This window comes from Viridibacillus sp. d25.2 (assembly GCF_055456015.2).
The window spans coordinates 3,655,544-3,679,689 of sequence record NZ_CM196652.1 but is presented as its reverse complement, the minus strand read 5'-3'; the positions used below and the strand labels follow the sequence as shown (position 1 = coordinate 3,679,689).

23 protein-coding genes and 1 pseudogene are annotated in these 24,146 nt (G+C 36.0%); 17 read left to right on the top strand and 7 right to left on the bottom strand.

The window, feature by feature from the left end:
* The first annotated feature begins 34 nt into the window (after nt 1-34).
* The 3 genes from qoxB to qoxD are packed head-to-tail and all read left to right on the top strand — an operon-like array spanning nt 35 to nt 2,855.
* Complete coding sequence (qoxB, locus tag ACZLO7_RS18185) at nt 35-1,972, top strand: cytochrome aa3 quinol oxidase subunit I (protein WP_464937804.1); 1,938 nt, start codon at nt 35-37, stop codon at nt 1,970-1,972.
* Nucleotides 1,972-2,574 carry a cytochrome aa3 quinol oxidase subunit III gene (gene qoxC / locus ACZLO7_RS18180; RefSeq protein ID WP_464937803.1) on the top strand — a complete coding sequence of 201 codons (603 nt, stop codon included), beginning with the start codon at nt 1,972-1,974 and terminating at the stop codon, nt 2,572-2,574. The genes qoxB and qoxC overlap by 1 nt, the downstream gene beginning before the upstream one ends.
* Nucleotides 2,574-2,855, top strand: coding sequence for a cytochrome aa3 quinol oxidase subunit IV (qoxD, locus tag ACZLO7_RS18175; RefSeq protein ID WP_464937902.1), 282 nt, complete (start codon nt 2,574-2,576; stop codon nt 2,853-2,855). The genes qoxC and qoxD overlap by 1 nt, the downstream gene beginning before the upstream one ends.
* A 305-nt stretch (nt 2,856-3,160) precedes the next feature.
* Here qoxD and ACZLO7_RS18170 read toward each other — a convergent pair whose 3' ends face one another.
* Nucleotides 3,161-3,826 carry a hypothetical protein gene (locus tag ACZLO7_RS18170; protein ID WP_464937802.1) on the bottom strand — a complete coding sequence of 222 codons (666 nt, stop codon included), beginning with the start codon at nt 3,824-3,826 and terminating at the stop codon, nt 3,161-3,163.
* A 33-nt stretch (nt 3,827-3,859) separates the two neighbouring features.
* Nucleotides 3,860-3,985 (bottom strand): annotated as a pseudogene (locus tag ACZLO7_RS18165) (TetR/AcrR family transcriptional regulator); the annotation flags it as partial.
* Between the two features lie 114 nt (nt 3,986-4,099).
* Between ACZLO7_RS18165 and ACZLO7_RS18160 the strand changes: the two are divergent.
* From ACZLO7_RS18160 to ACZLO7_RS18140, 5 genes are all read left to right on the top strand, one after another.
* Nucleotides 4,100-7,189, top strand: coding sequence for an efflux RND transporter permease subunit (locus tag ACZLO7_RS18160; RefSeq protein WP_464937801.1), 3,090 nt, complete (start codon nt 4,100-4,102; stop codon nt 7,187-7,189).
* A gap of 164 nt (nt 7,190-7,353) precedes the next feature.
* Entirely contained in the window at nt 7,354-8,013 is a 660-nt protein-coding gene (locus ACZLO7_RS18155) for a CidA/LrgA family protein (protein ID WP_464937800.1), read from the top strand.
* Complete coding sequence (locus ACZLO7_RS18150; RefSeq protein WP_464937799.1) at nt 8,010-8,687, top strand: LrgB family protein; 678 nt, start codon at nt 8,010-8,012, stop codon at nt 8,685-8,687. Before ACZLO7_RS18155 ends, ACZLO7_RS18150 begins: the two co-directional genes overlap by 4 nt.
* A gap of 134 nt (nt 8,688-8,821) precedes the next feature.
* The gene (locus tag ACZLO7_RS18145; protein ID WP_464937798.1) at nt 8,822-9,784 is read left to right on the top strand and encodes an NAD(P)H-dependent flavin oxidoreductase; all 963 of its coding nucleotides are present in this window, start codon (nt 8,822-8,824) and stop codon (nt 9,782-9,784) included.
* 39 nt (nt 9,785-9,823) lie between these two features.
* On the top strand, nt 9,824-10,108 hold the full coding sequence (locus tag ACZLO7_RS18140; RefSeq protein WP_427749190.1) for a UPF0223 family protein: 285 nt from the start codon (nt 9,824-9,826) through the stop codon (nt 10,106-10,108).
* A gap of 27 nt (nt 10,109-10,135) precedes the next feature.
* Here ACZLO7_RS18140 and ACZLO7_RS18135 read toward each other — a convergent pair whose 3' ends face one another.
* Nucleotides 10,136-10,768: a YktB family protein gene (locus ACZLO7_RS18135; RefSeq protein ID WP_464937797.1), complete on the bottom strand. Its 633-nt coding sequence runs from the start codon at nt 10,766-10,768 to the stop codon at nt 10,136-10,138.
* Between the two features lie 157 nt (nt 10,769-10,925).
* Here ACZLO7_RS18135 and ACZLO7_RS18130 point away from each other — a divergent pair, with 157 nt between their 5' ends.
* Nucleotides 10,926-11,123, top strand: a complete 198-nt coding sequence (locus ACZLO7_RS18130; RefSeq protein WP_464937796.1) for a YkzI domain-containing protein — start codon at nt 10,926-10,928, stop codon at nt 11,121-11,123.
* A gap of 140 nt (nt 11,124-11,263) precedes the next feature.
* Nucleotides 11,264-12,055, top strand: coding sequence for an inositol monophosphatase family protein (locus ACZLO7_RS18125; RefSeq protein WP_464937795.1), 792 nt, complete (start codon nt 11,264-11,266; stop codon nt 12,053-12,055).
* Between the two features lie 65 nt (nt 12,056-12,120).
* Here the strand turns inward: ACZLO7_RS18125 and ACZLO7_RS18120 are convergent, their stop codons facing one another.
* Nucleotides 12,121-12,306, bottom strand: a complete 186-nt coding sequence (locus ACZLO7_RS18120) for a DUF5325 family protein (protein WP_427749182.1) — start codon at nt 12,304-12,306, stop codon at nt 12,121-12,123.
* 183 nt (nt 12,307-12,489) lie between these two features.
* Between ACZLO7_RS18120 and typA the strand changes: the two genes are divergently transcribed.
* Both typA and ACZLO7_RS18110 read left to right on the top strand, forming a co-directional pair.
* Nucleotides 12,490-14,331 (top strand): translational GTPase TypA, encoded by a 1,842-nt coding sequence (gene typA / locus ACZLO7_RS18115; RefSeq protein ID WP_464937794.1) that lies wholly within the window; start codon nt 12,490-12,492, stop codon nt 14,329-14,331.
* A gap of 29 nt (nt 14,332-14,360) precedes the next feature.
* Nucleotides 14,361-14,759, top strand: coding sequence for a YlaH-like family protein (locus ACZLO7_RS18110; RefSeq protein ID WP_464937793.1), 399 nt, complete (start codon nt 14,361-14,363; stop codon nt 14,757-14,759).
* Between the two features lie 105 nt (nt 14,760-14,864).
* Here the strand turns inward: ACZLO7_RS18110 and ACZLO7_RS18105 are convergent, their stop codons facing one another.
* Nucleotides 14,865-15,068, bottom strand: a complete 204-nt coding sequence (locus ACZLO7_RS18105; RefSeq protein WP_464937792.1) for a YlaI family protein — start codon at nt 15,066-15,068, stop codon at nt 14,865-14,867.
* A 15-nt stretch (nt 15,069-15,083) separates the two neighbouring features.
* Nucleotides 15,084-15,584 carry a peptidyl-prolyl cis-trans isomerase gene (locus ACZLO7_RS18100; RefSeq protein ID WP_464937791.1) on the bottom strand — a complete coding sequence of 167 codons (501 nt, stop codon included), beginning with the start codon at nt 15,582-15,584 and terminating at the stop codon, nt 15,084-15,086.
* Between the two features lie 178 nt (nt 15,585-15,762).
* Between ACZLO7_RS18100 and ACZLO7_RS18095 the strand changes: the two genes are divergently transcribed.
* From ACZLO7_RS18095 to pyc, 3 genes are all read left to right on the top strand, one after another.
* Nucleotides 15,763-16,044: an Fpa/YlaN family protein gene (locus ACZLO7_RS18095; RefSeq protein WP_427749173.1), complete on the top strand. Its 282-nt coding sequence runs from the start codon at nt 15,763-15,765 to the stop codon at nt 16,042-16,044.
* Nucleotides 16,045-16,110: 66 nt separating this feature from the next.
* Nucleotides 16,111-17,280, top strand: a complete 1,170-nt coding sequence (locus tag ACZLO7_RS18090; protein ID WP_464937790.1) for an FtsW/RodA/SpoVE family cell cycle protein — start codon at nt 16,111-16,113, stop codon at nt 17,278-17,280.
* A gap of 14 nt (nt 17,281-17,294) precedes the next feature.
* Complete coding sequence (pyc, locus tag ACZLO7_RS18085; RefSeq protein ID WP_464937789.1) at nt 17,295-20,726, top strand: pyruvate carboxylase; 3,432 nt, start codon at nt 17,295-17,297, stop codon at nt 20,724-20,726.
* 66 nt (nt 20,727-20,792) lie between these two features.
* Here pyc and ACZLO7_RS18080 read toward each other — a convergent pair whose 3' ends face one another.
* On the bottom strand, nt 20,793-21,713 hold the full coding sequence (locus ACZLO7_RS18080; protein WP_464937788.1) for a COX15/CtaA family protein: 921 nt from the start codon (nt 21,711-21,713) through the stop codon (nt 20,793-20,795).
* Between the two features lie 323 nt (nt 21,714-22,036).
* Between ACZLO7_RS18080 and cyoE the strand changes: the two genes are divergently transcribed.
* Both cyoE and coxB read left to right on the top strand, forming a co-directional pair.
* Complete coding sequence (gene cyoE, locus ACZLO7_RS18075) at nt 22,037-22,954, top strand: heme o synthase (RefSeq protein ID WP_464937787.1); 918 nt, start codon at nt 22,037-22,039, stop codon at nt 22,952-22,954.
* 96 nt (nt 22,955-23,050) lie between these two features.
* The gene (gene coxB / locus ACZLO7_RS18070) at nt 23,051-24,136 is read left to right on the top strand and encodes a cytochrome c oxidase subunit II (protein WP_464937785.1); all 1,086 of its coding nucleotides are present in this window, start codon (nt 23,051-23,053) and stop codon (nt 24,134-24,136) included.
* Nucleotides 24,137-24,146: the final 10 nt, after the last annotated feature.

Here is a 24,146-nt window from a genome sequence, read left to right as displayed (position 1 = left end):
TTGCTAGATTAGATGTATGAAAGGAGTCATAAGCATGAAAGAATTATTTGAACCGATGAAAGAGCCAATGATCATGGGCGCGGCCATTAGTATTGTTGTAGGTGCCATTGCAATTGTTGCTGGTTTGACTTACTTCAAAAAGTGGGGCTATTTCTATAAAAACTGGCTTACTACAGTTGACCATAAAAAAATCGGTGTTATGTACATTGTTGTTGCATTAGTCATGCTGTTCAGAGGTGGTATTGATGCCTTGTTAATGAGAGCGCAAACTGCTATTCCTGAAAATGGTTTGCTAAATGCACAGCACTATAATGAAATCTTCACAACTCACGGCTTAATCATGATTATTTTCATGGCAATGCCGTTTATTATCGGATTAATGAACGTAGTAGTACCTTTACAAATTGGTGCGCGTGATGTTGCGTTTCCTCGATTAAATGCACTTAGCTTCTGGTTATTTGCTGCAGGTGCAGGATTATTAAATATTTCCTTCATCATTGGTGGATCACCAGATTCCGGTTGGTCTGCATATTTCCCACTAGCTGGTATTGAATTCAGCCCAAGTGTTGGGAATAACTATTATGCTTGGTCATTACAATTATCAGGATTAGGTACGTTAATGACTGGTATTAACTTCATTACTACTATTATGAAAATGCGTGCACCAGGCATGAAATTAATGAAAATGCCTATGTTTACTTGGTCAGCATTAATTACAAACGTCATTATTACATTTGCTTTCCCTGTTTTAACAGTGGCACTTGCACTTATGACATTAGATCGTCAATTCGGTACTAAATTCTTCGCTATGTCTGATGGCGGTATGGATATGCTATGGGCCAACTTATTCTGGGTTTGGGGTCATCCGGAAGTATATATCGTTATTCTACCGGCATTTGGTATTTTCAGTGAGGTTATCTCTGCATTCTCGCGTAAAAACCTATTCGGTTACAAATCAATGGTTATGAGTATGGTCTTGATTTCTTTACTTTCATTTATGGTTTGGGTTCACCATTTCTATACAATGGGTCATGGCGTTATGGTAAACAGTATCTTCTCTATTACAACAATGCTGATTTCTGTACCGACGGGGGTTAAAATCTTTAACTGGTTGCTTACAATGAGGCACGGTAAGATACAATTTACAACCCCAATGCTTTATGCACTTGCATTTATTCCAATCTTCACAATTGGTGGGGTAACAGGGGTAATGCTAGCGATGGCTAGTGCTGACTATCAATATCACAACACAATGTTTTTAGTTGCCCACTTCCACTATGTACTAATTCCGGGTACTGTGTTCGGTGTGTTAGCAGGTTACCATTTCTGGTGGCCAAAAATCTTTGGTTTCCGCTTAAACGAAAAATTAGGGAAATTAGGTTTCTGGTTTATTGCAATTGGTTTCAACGTTGCTTTCTTCCCATTATTCATTCTTGGTTTAGACGGCTACGCTCGTCGTATGTTCACTTATTCTGCAAGTACTGGCTACGGTCCATTAAATATGATTTCCTTCTTAGGAGCTCTAGGTATGGCTGTCGGATTTGCGTTAATTTGTTATAACATTTACTATAGCTTCCGTCATAGCCCACGCGACGAAAACGGCGACCCTTGGGATGCGCGTTCACTAGAATGGGCAACACATAGTCCAGTCCCTGAATATAATTTTGCGATTGTACCACAAGTGGATCAATTAGATGAATTCTGGTATGCGAAAAAAGAAGGTCGCGATATTACGGCAGGTAAATATGAACGTATTCATATGCCTAATAATAGTGGTGCTCCAATGTGGATGGCCGGTGTACTATTCCTATTCTCATTCTTCTTTGTATTTAGTGTATGGACAGCTGTTATCGCCTTTGGTATAGCTACACTTGGATTTATGGCATTCCGTTCATTTGAAAAAGATCACGGTCACTATATCGAAGTGGCTGAAATTGAAGCAACTGAACGTCAATTGAGAGGTGACAAATAATGTCGAAAGAAAATACATCACTTCCATTAGAATATCGTACTGAGGAAAATCGATTAAAGGTTTTCGGTTTCTGGATTTTTCTAGGTGCGGAGATTATCCTATTTGCAACTTTATTTACTGTATATTTCACATTACAGAATCGTACAGGTTCAGGTCCTGCTGGTTCAGAAATCTTTGAAATGCCACCAGTTTTAATAGAAACTTTCTTGTTATTAACAAGTAGTTTCTTAATCGGACTTGGTGTTCATGCCATGAGAATTGGCCGCACAAAAGCAATGATAGTGTTCTATATCTTGACATTATTACTTGGAGCAGGATTCTTGGCTGTTGAGGTTATGGAATTCGTAACATATGTTCATGAAGGTGCAACAATTACAACAAGTGCTTTCTTATCATCATTAATGACTCTACTTGGTACGCATGGTGCTCACGTAACGTTTGGTTTGCTGTGGGGTATTGCGATTATCGTACAAGTAGTTAAACGTGGATTAAATGCACAAACTGCAAACAAAGCATTTATCTTCTCGTTATACTGGCATTTCTTAGATGTCGTATGGATCTTCATCTTCAGCTTCGTTTATCTGAAAGGAGTGTTGGGATGATGAAAGAATTATTTCCGAGAGAACATGTAATTGGGTTTGTAGGGTCACTTTTATTAACATTAGCTGCACTAACAGTTCTTATTGATGGTATATCAAAAGGAGTAGCGATGACAATTTTAGGTGCGACAGCTCTAGCGCAAGCTGTTGTACAACTCGTACTATTCATGCATATAGGAGAAACAGAGGATAAAAAATCTCTTTACACAAGTGTTATTTACGCTGTAGTGGTTGGTCTTATTACTATCTTTGGTTCATTGTTAGCAATGGTCTGGGGATATTAAGATTTATAATGGAAAAAGCAGTTCGAAGTTACTTACTTTGGACTGCTTTTTATTTATGGAGATAAATAATATTGACTACAGTTATTTACAGGGATTTTTGGTGGTTATACTTCTGATTAGTTAAAATCATAAGTTTTGGAAGTTCTGATAGTAAATCTGAGAGTGAAAATGATAGTTTAATATTGACCGACTAGTCATATATCCCTTTAATACCAAGTGTAGTATTAGGTAAAGATGTTAATTTCGATTATGACATATAAATAAAAAGAGATAGTTGTGCATCGTTGCGACTATCTCTTTGTATGTTATGAAAGTTGTGCAGTGTATTGTTTTATTAATAAAGCAAGCCATTGTAAATTATTTTCTTGCTTAATATTCGACATCATCCCTTTTAACAAAGCAATGCAAGGATTCGTAAGCTTTAATTCATCTTGTATTAAAGTTAAAGTGTCTTCAATAATAGGATGTCCTTTATAAGTTTCCTTCCAAAGCTCTAATTCCTCTTGCACTTCAGATGCAGTAACAGTATAAGCTTGCATGCCAAGGGGTTTGCATTGCCATAATTGTTCAGTAACAAAAGCTTTTTTAGTATGTTTGACTAGAATATCTAATTTTTCAATAAGGGTAGAACTTAAATGAATAAAATCGTAGGGCTGTCTATGAAAAATGATGAATTCTGAATAGCCTTTCATAACTCCCTTTAAAAAAATGAGAATGTCATATTGAAATGGCTCAATGCGCTTTCCGTAGACTTCATTTAATAATGCAAGGGTCGCTTTATCTGCAAGATCATTATAATAATTGAACTTTTGAAGTATTTGTTCATTAATTGGATTCATTTGTTCTTTCATAAACATTGATATTAATGGCAATTTTTCTTCAAATAGCTGGAAATGTAATAGAAAATAGTTTTCGAGCTTTTCGTTTGGAGATATGTCACTTTCTAATAAATCATTATATTGACCAATCATTTCTCTCAAGAAATGTTCGAATATAGCTATGAATAAATCATCTTTAGATTTAAAAGATAAGTAAAATGCGCCTTTTGAAATACCGCATGCATCGGTGATATCTTGAATAGAGGTTGAAGCTATGCCGTCTTGCGCGAATAATTCTACAGCTTTTTCGATAATTAATTGTTGCTTAGATATAATAATTCACTTCCTATCCATAAGAATTGACAACTGACTAATCGGTCATTATTATATAGAATAGTGACCAAATAGTCAAAAAGGCGGTGCAAGATGCATTCTACAATAAAATTTATGCTCAAAAACAAGCTAGCAGTATGGTTGTTAACTATTATTCTAGCAGTGGCAGGGGTTTATGCAGGCTTGAAGATGAAGCTTGAAACAATTCCTGATATTTCAATTCCGATTGTCACAGTAACGACAGTCTACCCAGGTGCAACACCAGAACAAGTAACAGATGATATTTCTATACCTTTTGAAAAGGTAGTTAACAATTTAAAATCAGTAAAATCTGTGTCCTCAAATTCATATCAAAATGCTTCAAGTATTCAAATAGAATTTGAATATGGTGCTGATATGAAAGAAGCAGCTGATAATGTAAAGGAAGCAATCGCAAAAATTGACCTTCCTGATACGGCACAAACACCAACTATTGACCGTGTAAATATTAATGCATTTCCGGTTGTAGCGTTAAGTGTTTCAGACAAAAATAAAACAATCGAAGAGTTAACAAAAACGGTAGAAGATTACTTTGTTCCGAAAGTGGAAGCAATCGATGGTGTCTCTTCAGTAGCGGTAACAGGTCAACAAGTAGAAAAAGTTCAATTAACTTACGATCAAAAAAAATTAGCGCAATACGGGCTAGATGAAGCTACGATTAAGCAATACATTCAAGCGATGGATCTCACAGTTCCACTAGGTATGTTCCAATTCAAGGATGCAGAACAATCAGTGGTTGTAGATGGTAAATTAACAACATTAAAAGATTTAAAAAATCTAGACATTCCTGTGCGACCACAAGCAGGAGCGGCAACATTAGGACAGCAACAACCTGTTGAGCCATTTGTGAAATTAGGTAAGCTTGCTAAAATCGAAATGATTGGCGACGTAGAATCTGTTTCTCGTACAAATGGTCAATCAGCAATTGCAGTACAAGTTGTGAAATCACAAGAAGCAAACACAGTTGACGTCGTAAACGATGTAAAAGAAGCTTCGAAACAATTTGAAAAAGATAATAAAGGCATGCAAATTGATTTAACAATGGACCAAGGTGAACCAATCGAGAAATCAGTATCCACAATGTTAAACAAAGCATTATTCGGTGCTATTTTCGCAGTAATTATTATTATGCTGTTCTTACGTAACGTTCGCTCTACAATTATTTCAATCGTATCAATCCCACTATCATTATTAATCGCAGTATTGATTTTGAAACAATTCGATATTACTTTGAATATGATGACACTAGGTGCGATGACAGTAGCAATCGGTCGAGTTATCGATGATTCTATCGTAGTAGTAGAAAATATATATCGTCGAATATATTTAGAAGGCGAGAAATTACAAGGCAGAGTATTAATACGTGAAGCAACGATTGAAATGTTCAAGCCGATTTTATCTTCGACACTAGTCACAGTAGCGGTATTCTTACCACTTGGGTTAGTTGGCGGTATGGTTGGTGAACTGTTCATGCCGTTCGCATTAACAATGACATTTGCACTGGGTGCATCATTAATCATTGCGATTACAGTTGTACCAGTATTAGCTCATACATTGTTCAAAAAAGAGTTATATGGTAAAAAACAAACGAAAAAAGAAGAACATGGCAAGCTATCACAAAGCTATAAAAAATTACTTAGCTGGGTACTTGATCATAAAATAGTTACATCTATTGCTACAATTGCAGTTTTAGTAGCAAGTCTATTCTTAGCGCCGTTTGTTGGATTTAGTTTTTTACCGGATGATGAACAAAAAATGGTCTACTTAACGTATACACCAGAGGCTGGTGAAACACGGGATAGCGTTATTAAAGACGTTGAAGAAGTAGAAAAAATGATTATGGATAAAAAAGATGTGCAAACAGTTCAAGTATCAATTGGAGGAGCAAATCCAATGATGCCAGGAGCTTCAAATGGAGCATTAATGTATATCATCTATGATCCTGATACAAAACAGTTTAGTGATGTCAAAGCTAAATTAATAGAAGAAGTTGTTGCTGTTGACCAAACAGGAACATGGAAAAGTCAAGATTTCTCAACTACGGGCTCAAGTAGTGAATTAACGTACTCTGTTTACGGGAATACGTTGGAGGAAATCAAGCCAGTTGTAAGAGATATTGAAAAAATGATGAAAAAGCGTGATGATTTAAAAGACGTTAAAGCATCATTGTCTGAAGCATATGATGAACACACATTAGTAATTGATCAAGATAAAGTAAAACAACTGGGCTTAACAACAGGACAAATTGCAATGGCAATTAACCCGAACGTGCGCTCAGAAGTATTAACATCGATTAATAAGGATGGCAAAAAAATTGAAGTTTCTGTTCATAAAGAAACAGCATCACCAGATGACTTTGCTGATGTATTAAAACAAAAAATCAAATCTCCTCTTGGTATGGAAGTTAAACTTTCAGAACTAGTAGATGTTAAAGAGGGGACAACTTTATCTCAAATCAACCGTAGTAAAGGTAAAATCTATGCGAGCGTAACAGCTACAGTTACTTCAAAAGACATTACAAAAGCATCAAATGCGGTACAAAAAAATATCGATAATCTAGATCTACCAAATAACGTCGAAGTAAATAGCGGCGGTGTGGCAGAAGATATGGCTGAAGCATTCACTCAATTAGGTTTAGCGATTCTAGCCGCAATTGCGATCGTTTACTTCATTCTAGTTGTAACATTTGGTGAAGGGTTAGCACCATTAGCAATTCTGTTCTCACTACCATTTACTGTAATAGGTGCGCTGGTAGCATTATGGATAACTGGCGAAACAATTAGTGTATCTTCAATGATTGGTCTATTGATGTTAATAGGTATCGTAGTAACAAATGCGATTGTATTAATCGACCGTGTAATTCATATGGAACATGAAGGTATGACAATGCGCGAAGCGATTTTAGAAGCAGGAGCAACTCGTCTTCGTCCAATCTTAATGACTGCAATTGCAACTGTAGGGGCTTTAATTCCCTTAGCGATTGGGGCAGAAGGAAGCGGCCTGATATCAAAAGGCCTAGGTGTAACAGTAATCGGTGGTTTAATCAGTTCTACTGTATTAACGTTAATCATCGTTCCGCTTGTTTACGAACTATTGTCTAAGATGTTGAAAAAGAATCGTGCATCTGAAAACTTTGACGATTAATTATAATTATTGAAAATAGGAAAGAAGCTATCTAACATTACTTAGTTAATGAAGGATGGCTTCTTTTTTATTCCAGTTAGATTCATAGACATCTAGAGAAGATAGGCGTACAATGTTTCGTATTACTTTATAAACATGGTATGTGTTAAAAGGAGAGTTACGAAATGCAATCTAAAGTAGGGAAATGGAAATTAGTAAAACACAAAAATGGAAATTATAAGATAGCGATAAAAGATGCCGAAGTAAATGATCCAGAAATAAACGAAACTGTAGTGAATGAACAGGAAATGAAAGAGCAAGAAGTGAAAGAATCTGAAAAGAGTGAAGTTGAAGTACGGAAAATGGAAATAAAAGATTTACCAACAACACAAATGGATTCGACGCAATTGAAGCGAAAAAATGTTAAAAAAATTAAACTTGTAAAACAAAGGTCAGTTAAATGGATGCGTATAATTTTACAAATGGTAGTTTTATATATTTTCTCATTTGTTGGAACGACTATCGTAAATTTATTAGGGGTCAAATTTCCAGGTAGTATTGTTGGTTTACTCATTTTATTCGCTTTGTTATTTTGTAATGTAATGCCGGTAGCGCTGATTGAAGAAGGAGCAGGATTTATGTTAGCAGTTTTACCGTTGTTTTTCGTTCCGGCAACAGTAGGTGTTATTAAGTATCCTGAATTATTATCCTTACATGGTATATTGCTTTTACTCACAGTTATAAGTAGTACAATTTTCACTATCATTGTATCAGGGAGAATATCAATATTTTTAGAGAAAAAAGAAAAGGTCGAATCTGAAGAAATGAAGGAGGGCGTAAAATGAAAGCTATAGCCATTATACTTATAACTATTTTCATATTTTATTTAATGTCAAAATTATACGCGCGTTTTTCGACTCCGTTTTTGCTTCCGATATTAACAACGACAATTATCGGTGTTTCAATTCTAGTATTAGGTAATGTTCCGTATGAAACATATATGACTGGTGGTAAATGGATTGATACGATGCTTGGGCCAGCAGTTGTAAGTTTAGCCTATCCACTGTATATGCAGCGACATATGATTAAAACGTATAAGCTGTCTATTATTTCTGGTGTGGTTGTAGCAATGATTTCAGGCCTAATTAGTGTTTTTGCCTTGGCAAAGCTATTGCGATTTGATGATGAAATGGTAAGGTCGTTACTTCCGAAATCGATTACAACGCCGGTTGCAATGCAAGTAAGTGGCTCTTTAGGAGGAATTCCACCCATGACTGCGGTTTTTGTTATGGTAGCAGGTTTTACAGGCGCCATTTTAGGGCCATTTATATTCCGGGTGTGTAAAATTGATAGTGCAGTGAGTAGAGGTGTTTCAATGGGGAGTGGTGCTCACGGTTTCGGGATTTCAAAGCTAACTGAATATGGCGAAAAGACGTTATCCATGGGATCAGTATCAATGACATTAAGTGCTGTTATTGGCGCATTTCTTTGTCCATTATTTGCAATGCTAATATTCTAAAAAGAGCATGTGAAAATTCTATTTAAAATTTTCACATGCTTACTTTATTTCTCGGGAAATAATAATGAAAAAAGGGTTTCGCTAACATTCGGCGAACCAGTTTAATATAGGAAAACAAAGGGGAGTTGTAACAGATGAAATGGCAAACGAGAGTTACCGAGTTATTAGAAATAGAATATCCAATCATTCAAGGTGGACTTGCTTATTTAGCATACGCAGATTTAGCTGCTGCTGTATCGAATGCAGGTGGATTAGGGCAAATTACGGCTATGAGTTTAGAAAGTCCTGAAGCATTGCGAGAAGAGATTCAGAAAGTACGTCAGTTAACGGACCGACCATTTGGTGTCAACTATGCTATCGGACAGCATGGTCGATCATTTGAGCATATGTTAGCAGTAGCAATTGAAGAAAAAGTACCGGTTGTATCAATGACAGGTGGTAATCCTGCACCGATTTTTGAACAATTAGCAGGGACAGATATTAAGAAATTAGTATTAGTTGCTGCATGCAGACAAGCGCAAAAAGCAGAAGAGTTAGGTGCGGATGCAGTTATGGTTGTAGGACAAGAAGGTGGTGGCCATCTAGGTAGAGATGATATCGGGGCAATGGTACTAGTACCTAGAGTTGTAGATGCTGTATCTATCCCTGTAATTGCATCAGGAGGCATAGGTGATGGACGTGGCTGGATGGCAGCACTTGCGTTAGGTGCAGAAGGTATTGAAATGGGAACCCGTTTTATTGCTACTAAAGAATGTATTGATGCATCCGTTGCGTATAAAAACACCTTGATTAATAGCACGGAGGCAGATACGACTGTTATAAAACGATCTATTGGAGCACCAGCACGTGCTATTAGAAATAATTGGACGGATCAAATTCATAATATCGAAAAAGAAACACCAACATATGAAGCTTTAAAAAATTTCATAAGCGGTCAAGCAAATAAAAAATTCATCTATGAGGGTAAGGAACAAGAAGGGTTTGGTTGGGCTGGACAAGTTACAGGATTGATCCAAGATGAACCGACTGTGAAGGAACTTATACAGCGAATGGTTGCACAGGCAATGGAAATACGCTTAAAATGGGGAGAACAATAATTAGGCTTTATTAGCCTGAATCAAAAGGTAGGTAAGATTATGGAATACTCATATCCGTTCTCAACGGACTGGTCTACAGAAGAGATTGTAGATGTAATTGCGTTCTTCCAAGCAATCGAAAAAGCGTATGAGACAGGTGTTAAACGCGAAGATCTAATGTCAAAATATAGACGTTTTAAAGGGATTGTACCAGCGATGGCTGAAGAAAAAACAATTTTCCGCGAATTTGAAGAAGTTAGTGGCTATGTAAGTTATTCAATTATCAAGCAAATGAAAGATGCTCCTGTAGGTTCAAAAATTAAAGGTGAAATAAGAAGAAGATAGTAAAAGAACAGGCGTATGCCTGTTCTTTTACTTTTTGTTGACCATAGAATTATAAATAGGGAGTAAAGCATCAAACGTTTCTTCGGTTAACTTCTCGAATTCTTCTGCAGATAATTGAATGGCTTCTTCTTTTGGAAGCTGTAGACCTACAATAAATTCTCCTTTTTTTACATCACGTAAGCGTTCTAGTAAACCAAGTAGCTGCCCGTTATTCAAGGCTTCTTTGATATTAATGCCTTCAGGAGAAAAATGATCTCCTGAAACATAGAAGTTTTTTGGTAACTTTTTAAATGAATTTTGCTTTTTTATCAAACGGTCAGCAATTTCAACCTTACTTGGCGCTTCATAAATAACACAAAGAATGATGAATAGATGAGTGCCAAATAAGCCAACCTGAAAATGAGGAATTGATTTATAGCCGCGTTTGTACGGAGCAAATGCAACCCAGCTATCTTTTGGGGGATTTACTTTACGACGTGCATGTTTTGCTACATGAGGGAAAAATTCATCTGCAGTTTTTGCTGAAAAATATGTAGAAAATGTCGTACCTAATTCTTCAAATTTGGGTCTAACGGTATTGATAAGTGCTTCCATTCGCGGTTCTAAGCCGTCGATGGAGAAGATGTCGAAATCTTTTTGAGTCCATTTTGTTCTAGGCATAATAATTTAACTCCTTTTGAAAGTTTATGTTTATTTTATTAGAAATTTGGGAAAAAATCTTGTAGAAGGACTTATCATTTTTCACATCATGCATATAATGTAGTAAGACACTTTAAGTCCTAGCTTGCACAAACAAAATAAAAAGGAGCTGGTTAGTATGAAACAAGTAGTACACATTATTCGCAAAGTTGATTATGAAAAGCAATATGTGAAGGGTCTGCAATTAGAAATGGATTATGAACTAGCAACATTATTTGATGCTCTGCAAGAAGAGGATGCAAAACAAATTGAATTAAGCAAAATTCGCCTTTCTGAAATTCATTTGGAATTGGAGGCATTTCATGCTTTTGCCTAAAGAGAGAATCAAAATTCGCCGGTGAACATCTGCTAATCAAATGAGAAGCAGATGTTTTTTTGCTATAATAGAGATAGGCAATGAACATTAACTTGGATTTATAGAAATGATGTTTTTTTGCTTTGAAAGGTGGGGCTACGGTGGGGATTACAGCGATACATGAATTTACAGTCAAAATAATTCATGAAGCAGGAGAACGAATTCGACAATCATTATCAGAAAAGTTAGAAATTGAAACAAAGGCTAATGCGAATGATCTTGTAACGAATATTGATCGTGAAACAGAATTGTTTTTTATCGAACAAATTCATTCTTATGATCCTGCATACAAAATTCTCGGTGAGGAAGGGATGGGGGAACCCCTTGAATCATTGGATGGTGTCGTATGGATAATTGATCCGATTGATGGAACGATGAATTTCATACGACAGCATCGTAATTTTGCGATTTCAGTTGGTATTTATGTTGATGGAATTGGAAAGCTAGGGTACATATACGATGTAATGCGCAATGATTTGTACTATGCTATAGAAGGTCAAGGCGCGTACATGAATGATCGTAAGTTAGAGCGATTACAACCTCTACCGTTAAATGAAGCTATTATAGGAATAAATGCTACTTGGGTTACACCAAATCGCTATATTGAACACAATAAAATGATAGACCTTGTACATCATGTTAGAGGGACAAGATCGTATGGCTCAGCTACTTTAGAAATTGCCTCAGTAGTATGTGGACGAATGGATGCTTATATGTCTATGCGTTTATCACCTTGGGATATTGCTGGTGGTGCAGTTATTGCAAATGAAGTCGGAGCGGTTGTGTCGAACTTGAGAAATGAAGCGATAAATTTGGAGAAACAAGATACATTTATTATTGCAAATCCTAAAATTCATCAGACAATCATTGAACAATACATTCATTTGAAATAGAATATAGATATAAATAAAAAGAATGAACTCGCAATAAGCCAGTTCATTCTTTTTATTTGAAAAAGTTATAGCAAGCCTTTTTCGCGGAATTGTCGTTTAGTTTTAAAGCCGTAGCCCATAATGGCACAAACTAATAAAATGGCGCCGAATATACCAAGTACGCTTTTAAAAGCAACGGCGATTCCTATTGAACACATTGCTAGCACTGCAGCTAACGCAAAAAAAGCCATAACGACTTTAGCATTTTTCATTTTAAATCCTCCAGTTGATGAATTTGTTTGACTTATAAGTAAGTATAACTTAAGTCCAACTAATAATTTTACTGTGAAATAATAAAAAAATTTGAAATACTAGTTGTTAAGAAAAGACAAGCAACATCTCTTGTGTTATAATAACACAGTTATGGACTCGAAAATAGAATGTGGAGTGGAATAATGACAAATTTACGTCAAGACATTAGAAATATTGCAATTATAGCTCACGTTGACCATGGTAAAACGACATTGGTTGACCAATTATTACAACAATCTGGTACTTTTCGTTCAAACGAAAATGTCGCGGAAAGAGCAATGGACTCGAACGACATCGAACGTGAACGTGGTATTACAATTTTAGCGAAGAATACAGCAGTAAACTACGAAGGTACTCGTATCAATATCCTAGACACACCAGGACATGCCGATTTCGGTGGAGAAGTTGAACGTATCCTGAAAATGGTTGATGGTGTACTTTTAGTTGTAGATGCATATGAAGGTTGTATGCCTCAAACTCGTTTTGTATTGAAAAAAGCATTAGAACAAAAATTAACACCAATCGTAGTAGTAAATAAAGTTGATAAAGATTCAGCACGTCCTTCTGAAGTTGTGGATGAAGTAATCGACTTATTAATCGAATTAGGTGCTGATGAAGATCAATTAGAATTCCCTGTTGTATTTGCTTCTGGTGTAAATGGTACTGCATCACTTGATTCAGACCCATCTAAACAAGAAGAAAATATGAAATGCCTATTCGAGGAAATTATTAGTCACATCCCAGCACCAGCTGATACTCGTGAAGAACCATTACAATTCCAAGTAGCATTACTTGATTATAATGACTACGTTGGTCGTATTGGTATCGGTCGTGTATTCCGCGGTAAAATCCATGTTGGACAACAAGTTGCACTTATGAAACTTGATGGCACTGTGAAAAATTTCCGTGTAACTAAAATCTTTGGTTTCTTCGGATTAAAACGTGAAGAAGTTGAAGAAGCATACTCAGGTGATTTAATTGCTGTTTCAGGTATGGAAGACATTAACGTAGGTGAAACTGTTTGTCCAACTGAACACCAAGAAGCTTTAACACCATTACGTATTGATGAACCAACATTACAAATGACTTTCTTAGTAAATAACTCACCTTTTGCAGGTCGTGAAGGTAAATGGGTAACATCACGTAAAATTGAAGAACGTTTACGCGCTCAATTACAAACTGATGTAAGTTTACGTGTAGAAGATACTAATTCTCCAGATGCTTGGACTGTTTCAGGTCGTGGTGAACTTCACTTATCGATTCTTATTGAAAACATGCGTCGTGAAGGTTATGAATTACAAGTATCTAAACCAAAAGTTATCATTAAAGAAATTGATGGTGTAAAATGTGAACCATTTGAACGTGTACAAATCGATGTACCAGAAGATGCTGTAGGGTCAATTATTGAGTCATTAGGTTTACGTAAAGGTGAAATGTTAGATATGGTGAACAATGGTAGTGGCCAAGTTCGTTTAATCTTCATGGTACCTGCTCGTGGATTAATTGGTTATACAACTGAATTTATGTCTTTAACAAAAGGTTTCGGTATTATTAACCATACGTTCGATAGTTATCAACCATTACTATCTGGTAAAATTGGTGGCCGTCGTCAAGGTGTACTAGTTTCTATGGAAACAGGTAAATCAACTACTTATGGTATGATGCAAATTGAAGACCGTGGTACACTATTTGTTGAACCAGGTACAGATATTTATGAAGGTATGATTGTTGGTGAAAATACACGTGATGCAGACATTACTGTTAATATCATCAAAATGAAACAAAAAACAAATATTCGTTCAGCTAACAAAGACCAAACGAATGTTATTAAAAAACCTCGTATTTTAACTCTTGAAGAAGCATTAGAATACTTAGCTGAAGATGAGTACTGTGAAGTTACACCAGAATCTATTCGCCTTCGTAAACAAATTTTAAACAAAAACGAACGCGAAAAAGCAGCTAAGAAATCACGTAGCGCTGAGTAATCATTCGCTAAATGAAAGGAAGGAAAGTCTTGGATATTAAATCCGGTTTTTTAAGTGAACTGAATTTTATTCAACTTGCCGCACCTGATGTATCAAATAATGATGCATTTGTATTTGATAAAATGTATCCGGTAGCCAAGTATGTTTATCAAAATGCATCAAATGCATCTGATTTTAGTGTTGCTAGTAATATTTTGTTATTGGTTATTTTCGCCTTGTCGATTGTAGTATACAATCTTGGTTTTGCGAAGAAACTTAAGTTTTGGCAAAATATCGTTATTTATTTCTTCTTGTTTGTCGGTTGTATCTTTTTGACATTCTTCGCAACCTATTTACCTGTAGTAGAAGGATTATTGATTATTTCACTTGTGTTAATCATGTATAAAATTGGTCTGCGTAGAGATAAAAAAGCTCAAACATCACAATAATGATCTAGTAAATCACATATAAAGAAAAGAGCAATTGAGGACAAGCTAGTAGCTGAATCTCAATTGCTCTTTTTATATTTTATTTAAACTACATACATAGAATAATTAGAACTCATCTTCAATAAGCGAATGCTTTTTCCTGAAAATAAATCGACCAGTTGCAATACGGGCGTTCGTTTTTTCCGTAATGCGATCATGACAAGTCGGACACATATACGTATGAATAGGGCGATTTCGTAATTTTTTTGCTTCTGGTGAATAATCGGGTAATTCATTAATAGAATCGCAAATGACACATTTAACTCGCATCGTTCAAGTCCCCTCCTATTCTACTCGGATTGCTACAAGACCTTTAATTGGGTTATCTACATTTGAACCGTCACCGTTTATTACATAGACAGGTCCGTTATCCGTTAGCATTTTACCGTCTTGGCTATATTTTAAGATAAGAGCCTCAGCTTCTTCTATAGGGAAATTATATTCAGAGCCATCTCGGCATTCTAAAATAACCGAAGTTGCGCCATCTTTAATTTCTGCATTGTTTAGGAATGGCTTTAATATGATACCGAATGTACCAGTCATCATATGCTTTTTCTCAAATTTTCGTTCAGATTTTAAAGTTGGTGGAAATGTTGCTCCCTCCATAATTTCACGCGACCAGTGTTTACCTGCTTTTTCCATATATTCTTCGTCAGCGTTTACAATTACTCGTTCTTCAGTAAAATATGTGTCTAGATCTAATTTACGATCATCAAATATCCAAACGGTTGGATCTAATGTGATAGCAAAATTCACGGCACCTTTAATTTGAATGATAGATTCCATGTTGATTCCTCCTTGAATAGTACATTCCATATCTCAGTATACAGCTAATTTATGTAGTTAATAAAGAAATAAAATTGGTTATACGGTTTACTAAGTTATATACTTGCAATTTTACTGCGCAAAAGATAAACTTTATTAAGATAGAATAGAAGAAATATCAGGTAATGGGGGCGTCCTCATGGATACAAAATCGCAAAGTTCATATCAGGAGAAGGCATTGGAACTCCTTATTGCTGACGCAGATAAAATTGCTAAGCTTATTAGAGTACAGATGGAGCATTTGACAATGCCACAATGCCCACTATATGAAGAAGTTTTAGATACACAAATGTTTGGCTTATCACGCGAGATTGAATTTGCAGTTAAGTTAGGCTTGCTTGAACGTGAAAAGGGAAGAGAGATTCTTGATTCACTGGAAAAAGAATTATCTGTATTGCATGATGCATTTACAGAGAAATAAGTAAAAAACTCAAACACGCTGTTGTTTGGGTTTTTTTGCTACAAGATGATAAAAAGAGGTATTTACATGAAAACATACTTAAAAAGATACGCAAGAAATTTTGATTATCCACTGTTTTTTACATACTTATTACTTTGCCTTTTTGGGCTGGTAATGATTTATAGCGCTAGTATGGTGTGGTCAGCAAGTAAATTAGATTACAGTGCAGATTTTTTTTATAAAAAGCAAATTACGAATCTATGTCTTGGTTCAGTAGCATTTGTAGTTGGGGCTTTCATTCCCTACAAGATATATAAAGAAAATAAGATGATAGTATTTATGTTAAGCGTGATGTTCGCTTTACTATTAGCCGTTTACTTTTTTGGTTTTAGTCCGGGTAATTCAGGAGCGAAAAGTTGGTTGAAATTTGGCTTTGCTAATTTACAGCCATCAGAATTTGTGAAGATTATTATCATACTTTATTTCTCAGCTGTCTTTGCAAAGAAATATGAAAAGGGAAAGATAGATAATATTAATGAATCTATAATACCGCCTATTCTGGTATTATTTGCTGCGTCATTTCTGGTCTTTATCGAACCGGATTTAGGTACGTTAATAATCATTTTATTTATTGGTGTATCAGTTATTGCTGCTAGTGGAATCAAATTAAAAACATTTAATAAAATTTTAGGCGTTCTAATAGGGTGTATGACAATTGCTGCTATTGGAATTTTCTTTATAAGGGATAGTATTTTTACTGAAAAACGTATGGGGCGTATTCAAGCTTACTTAAATCCTTTTGAGGATGAACAAAAATTTGGTTATCAAATGGTTAATGGTTACTTAGCGATAGGTGCTGGTGGCGTTAAAGGGTTAGGTTTAGGACAATCTGTACAAAAAATGGGCTATTTACCAGAGCCGCAAACAGATTTTATTTTAGCCATTATTGCAGAAGAATTGGGTACATTCGGGGTTGCAATTGTGTTGGGTGGTCTCGGTTTTATAGTGATTCGTGCATTACTTATCGCCTTACGTACAAAGGATCCAATGGCGAGAATGATTGCAGCTGGTATTGCTAGTATGATAGGGTTCCAGACTTTCGTTAATGTAGGAGGATTAACAGGTATTATACCTTTAACTGGTGTACCGCTACCCTTTATTAGTTATGGCGGAACTTCGATAATTTTGTTATCTTTAGCTATGGGGATTCTCATGAATGTCTCCATGTTTGTGAAGAGGGAAAGGAATAAAGTTTAGAGGGGGTAAAGGAAATGGCAATTAATAAAATACTAGTGGCGAACCGTGGTGAAATTGCGATTCGTGTGTTCCGAGCATGTACAGAGCTAAATATTACAACAGTCGCAATCTATTCAAGAGAGGATAGTGGCTCGTATCATCGCTACAAAGCTGATGAAGCATACCTTGTTGGTGACGGTAAGAAACCAATAGATGCGTATTTAGATATAGAAGGTATTTTAGCAATTGCTAAAGATGCAGGAGTGGATGCAATTCACCCTGGATACGGTTTTTTATCTGAAAACTTAGAATTCGCAAAACGTTGTGAAGAAGAGGGCATCACATTCATCGGTCCAACTTCTAATCATTTAGATATGTTTGGTGACAAAGTAAAAGCTCGTGAACAAGCTGTAGCGGCTAATATTCCAGTAATTCCTGGAACAGATGGTCCTGTTGCATCTATTGATGAGGTACTAGCGTTTGGTAAACAGCATGGATTCCCATTAATGATAAAAGCTGCACTTGGTGGCGGCGGGCGTGGTATGCGAGTAGTACAAACTGCTGACGATGCCGTTGAAGCATATGACAGAGCTAAATCCGAAGCAAAAGCTGCATTTGGATCTGACGAAGTGTATGTAGAGAAACTTGTAGAAAAACCAAAACATATTGAAGTGCAAATTTTAGGAGATAAAGAAGGCAATATTGTTCATTTATATGAGCGCGATTGCTCGATTCAACGTCGTCATCAGAAGGTTGTTGAAATTGCACCCTCTAACTCAATTACACATGAATTACGTGAAGAAATTTGCCGAGCTGCTATAAAATTAATGAAAAATGTGTCTTACGTAAATGCTGGGACTGTTGAATTTTTAGTAGCGGGAAATCAATTTTATTTCATCGAAGTAAATCCTCGTATCCAAGTTGAACACACGATTACAGAGATGGTAACAGGGATTGATATTGTACACGCTCAAATTAAAATAGCAGAAGGTTTATCTATACATAGTGATGAAGTTGGCATTCCTGATCAATCACAAATCCCACTTTTCGGATATGCTATTCAATCTCGTGTAACGACTGAAGATCCGTTGAATAATTTCATGCCAGACACTGGTAAATTGATGGTTTATCGTTCAAGTGGAGGTTTTGGAGTACGTTTAGATGCTGGTAATGGTTTCCAAGGTGCGGTCATATCACCATATTATGATTCATTGCTGGTGAAAGTTTCAACTTGGGGTATGACATTTAAAGAAGCTGCGGCTAAGATGGATCGAAATTTACAAGAGTTTCGTATTCGTGGTATTAAAACGAATATTCCGTTTTTAGAAAATGTTGTTCGTCATCCGAATTTTATAGATGGTCAGTTTGATACAAGTTTCATTGATACAACGCAAGAACTATTTTTATTCTCTCCACGTAAAGATCGTGGTACAAAACTATTAAGTTATATTGGTAATGTTACGGTTAATGGTTTCCCTGGTATTGAATATCAACAAAAACCAATTTTCTCAAAACCCCATAAACCAGATATTAAAATTGTACAATCTATTCCTGCTGGTACAAAACAGATCTTAGATGAACGTGGACCAGAAGGCCTCGTGCAATGGATAAAAGAGCAAGATGAAGTATTGTTAACGGATACGACAATGCGCGATGCACACCAATCGTTATTGGCAACTCGTGTACGCTCACGTGATTTGTTTGATATTGCAGATGAAACAGCACAAATTATGCATAATTTCTTCTCACTAGAAATGTGGGGTGGTGCAACCTTTGACGTTGCATATCGTTTCTTAAAAGAGGACCCATGGGAACGGCTAATTAAACTACGTGAAAAAATGCCAAATGTACTATTCCAAATGCTATTGCGTGGCGCAAACGCAGTAGGTTATAAAAACTATTCAGATAATATTATTAGAGAGTTTATCTCAAAATCTGCAGATGCGGGAATAGATGTCTTCCGTATTTTTGATAGTTTGAACTGGATTAAAGGTATGGAAGTAGCTATTGATGCAACAAGACATTCAGGAAAGATTGCAGAAGCTGCTATTTGCTACACAGGAGACATTCTAGATGACTCTAGAGCAAAATATACAGTTCAATACTATAAAGACATGGCAAAGGAATTAGAGGCTGCTGGGGCACATATTTTAGCTATTAAAGATATGGCCGGCTTATTAAAGCCAGAAGCTGCATATCGCCTAATTTCAGAATTAAAGGCTACTACAGATTTACCAATCCATTTGCATACGCATGATACAAGTGGCAATGGTATTTATTTATATGCTAAAGCAATTGAAGCAGGTGTTGATATTATTGATACAGCGCTAGGTTCAATGGCAGGACTTACATCGCAACCAAGTGCTAATTCGCTTTACTATGCGATGAAAGGAAGCAAACGACAAGTAAGAGCAGACATTGAAGGACTAGAAAAATTATCTTACTACTGGGAAGATATACGGAAATATTACAGCGATTTTGAAAGTGGCATGATTAGTCCGCATTCTGAAATTTACGTTCATGAAATGCCAGGTGGTCAATATAGTAACTTGCAACAACAAGCTAAGGGTGTAGGTCTTGGTGATCGTTGGGATGAAGTGAAAAGTATGTATTCCCGCGTTAATTTGTTATTTGGAGATGTTGTAAAAGTAACACCTTCCTCAAAAGTAGTAGGGGATATGGCTTTATTCATGGTACAAAATGATTTAGATGAAAAATCAGTCATTGTACGTGGTAAAACAATCGACTTCCCCGATTCAGTAATTGAATTCTTCCAAGGTTATCTAGGGCAACCATACGGTGGATTCCCAGGGGAGTTACAAAAAGTTATTTTAAAAGAACGTGAAGCAATTACTGTAAGACCCGGAGAATTATTAGATCCAGTAGATTTGAAAGCACTTCGAGATGATTTATTTAAAAAATATAGTCGTCCAATTACAAGCCATGAAGTACTTGCGACAGCTCTATATCCAAAAGTCTTTGAAGAGTATATGAAGACAGTAGACATGTTTGGAGATGTATCGGTATTAGATACACCAACATTCTTATATGGTTTAAGACTGGGCGAAGAAATTGAAGTCGAGATAGAAAAAGGTAAAACACTAATCATTAAGCTAGTATCTATTGGTGAAGCACAATATGATGGTACACGAGTACTTTACTTCGAATTAAACGGACAGCCTCGTGAAATTATTATTCAAGATATGACAGTTGAGTTAGATGGAGATCGTAAACCGAAAGCTGACCCTACAAATCCAAATCAAATTGGGGCAACAATGCCTGGTACAGTATTAAAAGTAGCCATTTCTAAAGGAAGCCCTGTAAAACGTGGAGAGCACTTGCTGATTACAGAAGCTATGAAGATGGAAACGACTGTTCAAGCACCTAAGGATGGCGTTATTAAAGAAATTCATGTAGCAGCTGGAGATGCAATATCAACAGGTGACTTACTAATCGAAATAGAATAATTGGCAGATAAAAACACGCTTTTGCATATGCAAAAGCGTGTTTTTATTTTGCTTCAGTTATAAAATTTATTTACTTTTTTGATTTTGTCGACTTCTAGATAATAATAGAATCATATAACACAATAAACCAAACAATAGTGTGATTAATAATGAATGTAGTAATGCTAATGTGATATTTAAACGAGAAAGAACTACAGCCATACCCGCTAAAACTTGAAGTGAAACTATTATTAGTGCAATAATCCAACCCCAATAGAGGACACGTTGTTCTTTATAATGTTTAATAGCATGAATTGCAATGATTAGAATCCAAACAAAGATTAATCCTGCTGCAAAACGATGCCCCATTTGAACCCACTCATAGAAATTAGAAGGTAATCCAATTTCTTTGTTATTACATAATGGCCAATCTGGACAAATTAAACTTGCTTTTGTATGACGTACTAAGGCACCGGTATATACTACAAGATAAGAATATATCGTAACGCCGATTGTATGTCTTTTTAGCGTATTACCGATAATAACCTTGTCCGCATCAAATTTCTGATCGACTTCGAAAATAATTAATGTGAGTAAGAGTACTGCTGCAAATGAAATAAGTGATATACCAAAATGAAGAGCTAAAATAAAATCGCCTTGTCCCCATAAAACTTGAGCAGCACCGATTAAAGCTTGTGCAACCAAGAAGAATAATGCCATGAAAGATAAGAATTTTACTTCACGAATATGTCCTAATGCTTTCCAAGCCCACACTGTCAAAATCAAAATAAGAAATGACACGGCTCCAGTAACGACACGATGGGAAAATTCGATTAATACTTCTGTAGTAATCTCTTTTGGTATTAGAGAACCGTTACAATCAGGCCAGTTTCTACCACAGCCCATACCACTATCAGTTTTTGTGACGAGTGCTCCGCCCAGTAAAATGAGCAACATTCCAATTGTTGCAGCAACAGCAAACCATTTCATGTATTTACTATATTGCATAATTGCCACCTACTTTATATATAGTAATCACCTTTTAAAGGTGGTACCTGCCTTTCTGATGATAGCGAAAATAGGATCAAAAAACAACTTGTAAAAAGTATTGTCATTCTAAAGAGAAAATGATTTCACAAATTGTTCATAATATCGTACAAGAACCTTCACAATTAAAACGAGAAAATGATTTACTATAGATATGTTGTGTTAGAGAAACCGGTTCCAATTACCCTTCGACACGAAATTTCACTTTCTGTCTAGAAATCAACGCTATTTTTCGTTATAGTAGGGTTAACGGAATATGCTTATCAATCGAAAGGAGGGGTAATATGTCAAATGGTCGTACACTGTCTGCTAATGGAAATTCGGAACCTGAAGCAAGTTCTCTAGTAAAAGATTTTTTAGCACTTATCAAAATTGGTATTGTCAATTCCAATTTAGTAACAACTTTTACAGGACTTTGGTTGGCTTTTCAATTCACCAATAAACATTTTCTACAAGAATTGGATGTCATGTTCTTTACTTTAGTAGGTGCTGCGTTCATTATTGCAGGATCTGGTGCGATGAATAATTATATTGATCAAGATATTGATCCGATAATGAAACGGACAAAGTCAAGACCGACGGTTACTGGTAGATTTAAGCCGAGTCTTGTATTGACAATCGCTCTCTCACTTTTAATTGTAGGTGAATTTTTGTTATTTATGGCATCTTTTGCTGCCGGTGTGTGGGGACTTGCAGGCATACTAAGTTACGTAGTCTTGTACTCCATGTGGTCAAAGAGAAGGCATGTAAGTAATACCGTTGTAGGAAGTATCTCCGGAGCTATTCCACCGCTAATCGGCTGGGCTGCTGTTGAGCCAGGACTTGGATCTGGTGCATTGGCACTATTTTTAATTATGTTTGCGTGGCAACCACCGCATTTTTATGCACTTGCTATGAAGCGTACTGAAGAATACCGAGCAGCAAATATTCCAATGCTTCCAGTTGTAAAAGGCTTTGCAAGAACGAAACGTTCAATGTTAGTATGGGTATTACTGTTATTCCCACTACCATTCCTGCTTATGAAGCTCGGAATAGGATTTATTATTCTCGCAACAGTATTGAACCTTGGTTGGTTCACACTTGCTTTAACAGGTTTTAAAGCGACAGATGATCTAAAATGGGCGAATAAGATGTTTATTTATTCATTAAATTATATGACTATATTATTTGTCTCAATGATTATTTTCTCTGTCTTTGCCTAACTTTGGGATTCTTTCTTTAAAAGAATTCATATAGAATGAACCACGGTCCTAGTTACACATGTAAATACAACAAAGAAAGAGGGGTTTAATTAAGCTATGATGAAAGGGCTTAAAAAATGGCGTCTATTCGGATTGTTAGCAGCACTAACGATTTTCCTTTCAGGTTGTGGCGAAGAGTATTTATCAACTTTAACTCCAGCGGGTCAAGTTGGTAAAGATCAATACAATCTACTGCTATTATCAACTGCAATTATGACGTTAGTTATTATCGTAGTGGTTATCATCTACGTACTTGCTATTGTTAAGTTCCGACGTAAAAAAGTTGGAGAGAATACAATTCCTAAACAAGTTGAAGGTAGCCATACACTAGAAATTATTTGGACAGCAATACCTATCGTATTATTATTAATCTTGGCTGTTCCAACTGTAAGTTTAACTTACAAATTTGCTGACACTAAAGCTATGGAAGCGAAAGACGCTGAAGGTAATGCAAAAGCAGTTACTGTAAACGTAACAGCTAAATTATATTGGTGGGAGTTCGAATACCCAAATCAAGGTATTGTAACTTCTCAAGAATTAGTAGTACCAACAGGTCAGAAAGTTTACTTCAATTTAAAAGCTGCTGACGTAAAACACTCATTCTGGATTCCTGCTATTGGTGGTAAAATGGATACGAACGTTGATAACGTCAACAAATTCTTTTTAACATTCGATAAAGAATCGGACGGATTGAAAGACGGAGTATTCTATGGTAAATGTGCTGAACTTTGTGGTCCATCACATGCTTTAATGGATTTCAAAGTTAAAACAATTAGCCAAGATAACTTCGACAAATGGGTTGACAACATGCAAGCTACTAAAGGTAAAAAAGCTGATGCTAAATCAGCTGATTTAGGTGAACAAGTGTTCGCTAATAGTTGTATTTCTTGTCACGCAGTTTCTGGTGAAGGTACAGGAGGCCAAACAGCTCCTAACTTAGCTGCATTTGGAGATCGTAACCGTGTTGCAGGTTTCCTTGAACACTCAGAAAAGGGTATTAAAGACTGGATTAAAAACTCACAAGAGCTTAAACCAGGAAACCTAATGCCACAAGAAAAAGCTTTGAATAAAGGTAAAGAATTCACAGATGAAGAGCTGGATGCCTTAGCTGCATACTTAATGGGTCTATCTGTAGAAAAATAATTTGATTTAA

Bases quoted from the DNA above. Each gene is read 5' to 3' on its own strand.
- qoxB (WP_464937804.1), top strand. From the start codon at position 35: ATGAAAGAATTATTTGAACCGATGAAAGAGCCAATGATCATGGGCGCG.
- qoxC (WP_464937803.1), top strand. From the start codon at position 1,972: ATGTCGAAAGAAAATACATCACTTCCATTAGAATATCGTACTGAGGAA.
- qoxD (WP_464937902.1), top strand. From the start codon at position 2,574: ATGAAAGAATTATTTCCGAGAGAACATGTAATTGGGTTTGTAGGGTCA.
- ACZLO7_RS18170 (WP_464937802.1), bottom strand. From the start codon at position 3,826: ATGATTGGTCAATATAATGATTTATTAGAAAGTGACATATCTCCAAAC.
- ACZLO7_RS18160 (WP_464937801.1), top strand. From the start codon at position 4,100: ATGCATTCTACAATAAAATTTATGCTCAAAAACAAGCTAGCAGTATGG.
- ACZLO7_RS18155 (WP_464937800.1), top strand. From the start codon at position 7,354: ATGCAATCTAAAGTAGGGAAATGGAAATTAGTAAAACACAAAAATGGA.
- ACZLO7_RS18150 (WP_464937799.1), top strand. From the start codon at position 8,010: ATGAAAGCTATAGCCATTATACTTATAACTATTTTCATATTTTATTTA.
- ACZLO7_RS18145 (WP_464937798.1), top strand. From the start codon at position 8,822: ATGAAATGGCAAACGAGAGTTACCGAGTTATTAGAAATAGAATATCCA.
- ACZLO7_RS18140 (WP_427749190.1), top strand. From the start codon at position 9,824: ATGGAATACTCATATCCGTTCTCAACGGACTGGTCTACAGAAGAGATT.
- ACZLO7_RS18135 (WP_464937797.1), bottom strand. From the start codon at position 10,768: ATGCCTAGAACAAAATGGACTCAAAAAGATTTCGACATCTTCTCCATC.
- ACZLO7_RS18130 (WP_464937796.1), top strand. From the start codon at position 10,926: ATGAAACAAGTAGTACACATTATTCGCAAAGTTGATTATGAAAAGCAA.
- ACZLO7_RS18120 (WP_427749182.1), bottom strand. From the start codon at position 12,306: ATGAAAAATGCTAAAGTCGTTATGGCTTTTTTTGCGTTAGCTGCAGTG.
- typA (WP_464937794.1), top strand. From the start codon at position 12,490: ATGACAAATTTACGTCAAGACATTAGAAATATTGCAATTATAGCTCAC.
- ACZLO7_RS18105 (WP_464937792.1), bottom strand. From the start codon at position 15,068: ATGCGAGTTAAATGTGTCATTTGCGATTCTATTAATGAATTACCCGAT.
- ACZLO7_RS18100 (WP_464937791.1), bottom strand. From the start codon at position 15,584: ATGGAATCTATCATTCAAATTAAAGGTGCCGTGAATTTTGCTATCACA.
- ACZLO7_RS18095 (WP_427749173.1), top strand. From the start codon at position 15,763: ATGGATACAAAATCGCAAAGTTCATATCAGGAGAAGGCATTGGAACTC.
- ACZLO7_RS18090 (WP_464937790.1), top strand. From the start codon at position 16,111: ATGAAAACATACTTAAAAAGATACGCAAGAAATTTTGATTATCCACTG.
- pyc (WP_464937789.1), top strand. From the start codon at position 17,295: ATGGCAATTAATAAAATACTAGTGGCGAACCGTGGTGAAATTGCGATT.
- ACZLO7_RS18080 (WP_464937788.1), bottom strand. From the start codon at position 21,713: ATGCAATATAGTAAATACATGAAATGGTTTGCTGTTGCTGCAACAATT.
- cyoE (WP_464937787.1), top strand. From the start codon at position 22,037: ATGTCAAATGGTCGTACACTGTCTGCTAATGGAAATTCGGAACCTGAA.
- coxB (WP_464937785.1), top strand. From the start codon at position 23,051: ATGATGAAAGGGCTTAAAAAATGGCGTCTATTCGGATTGTTAGCAGCA.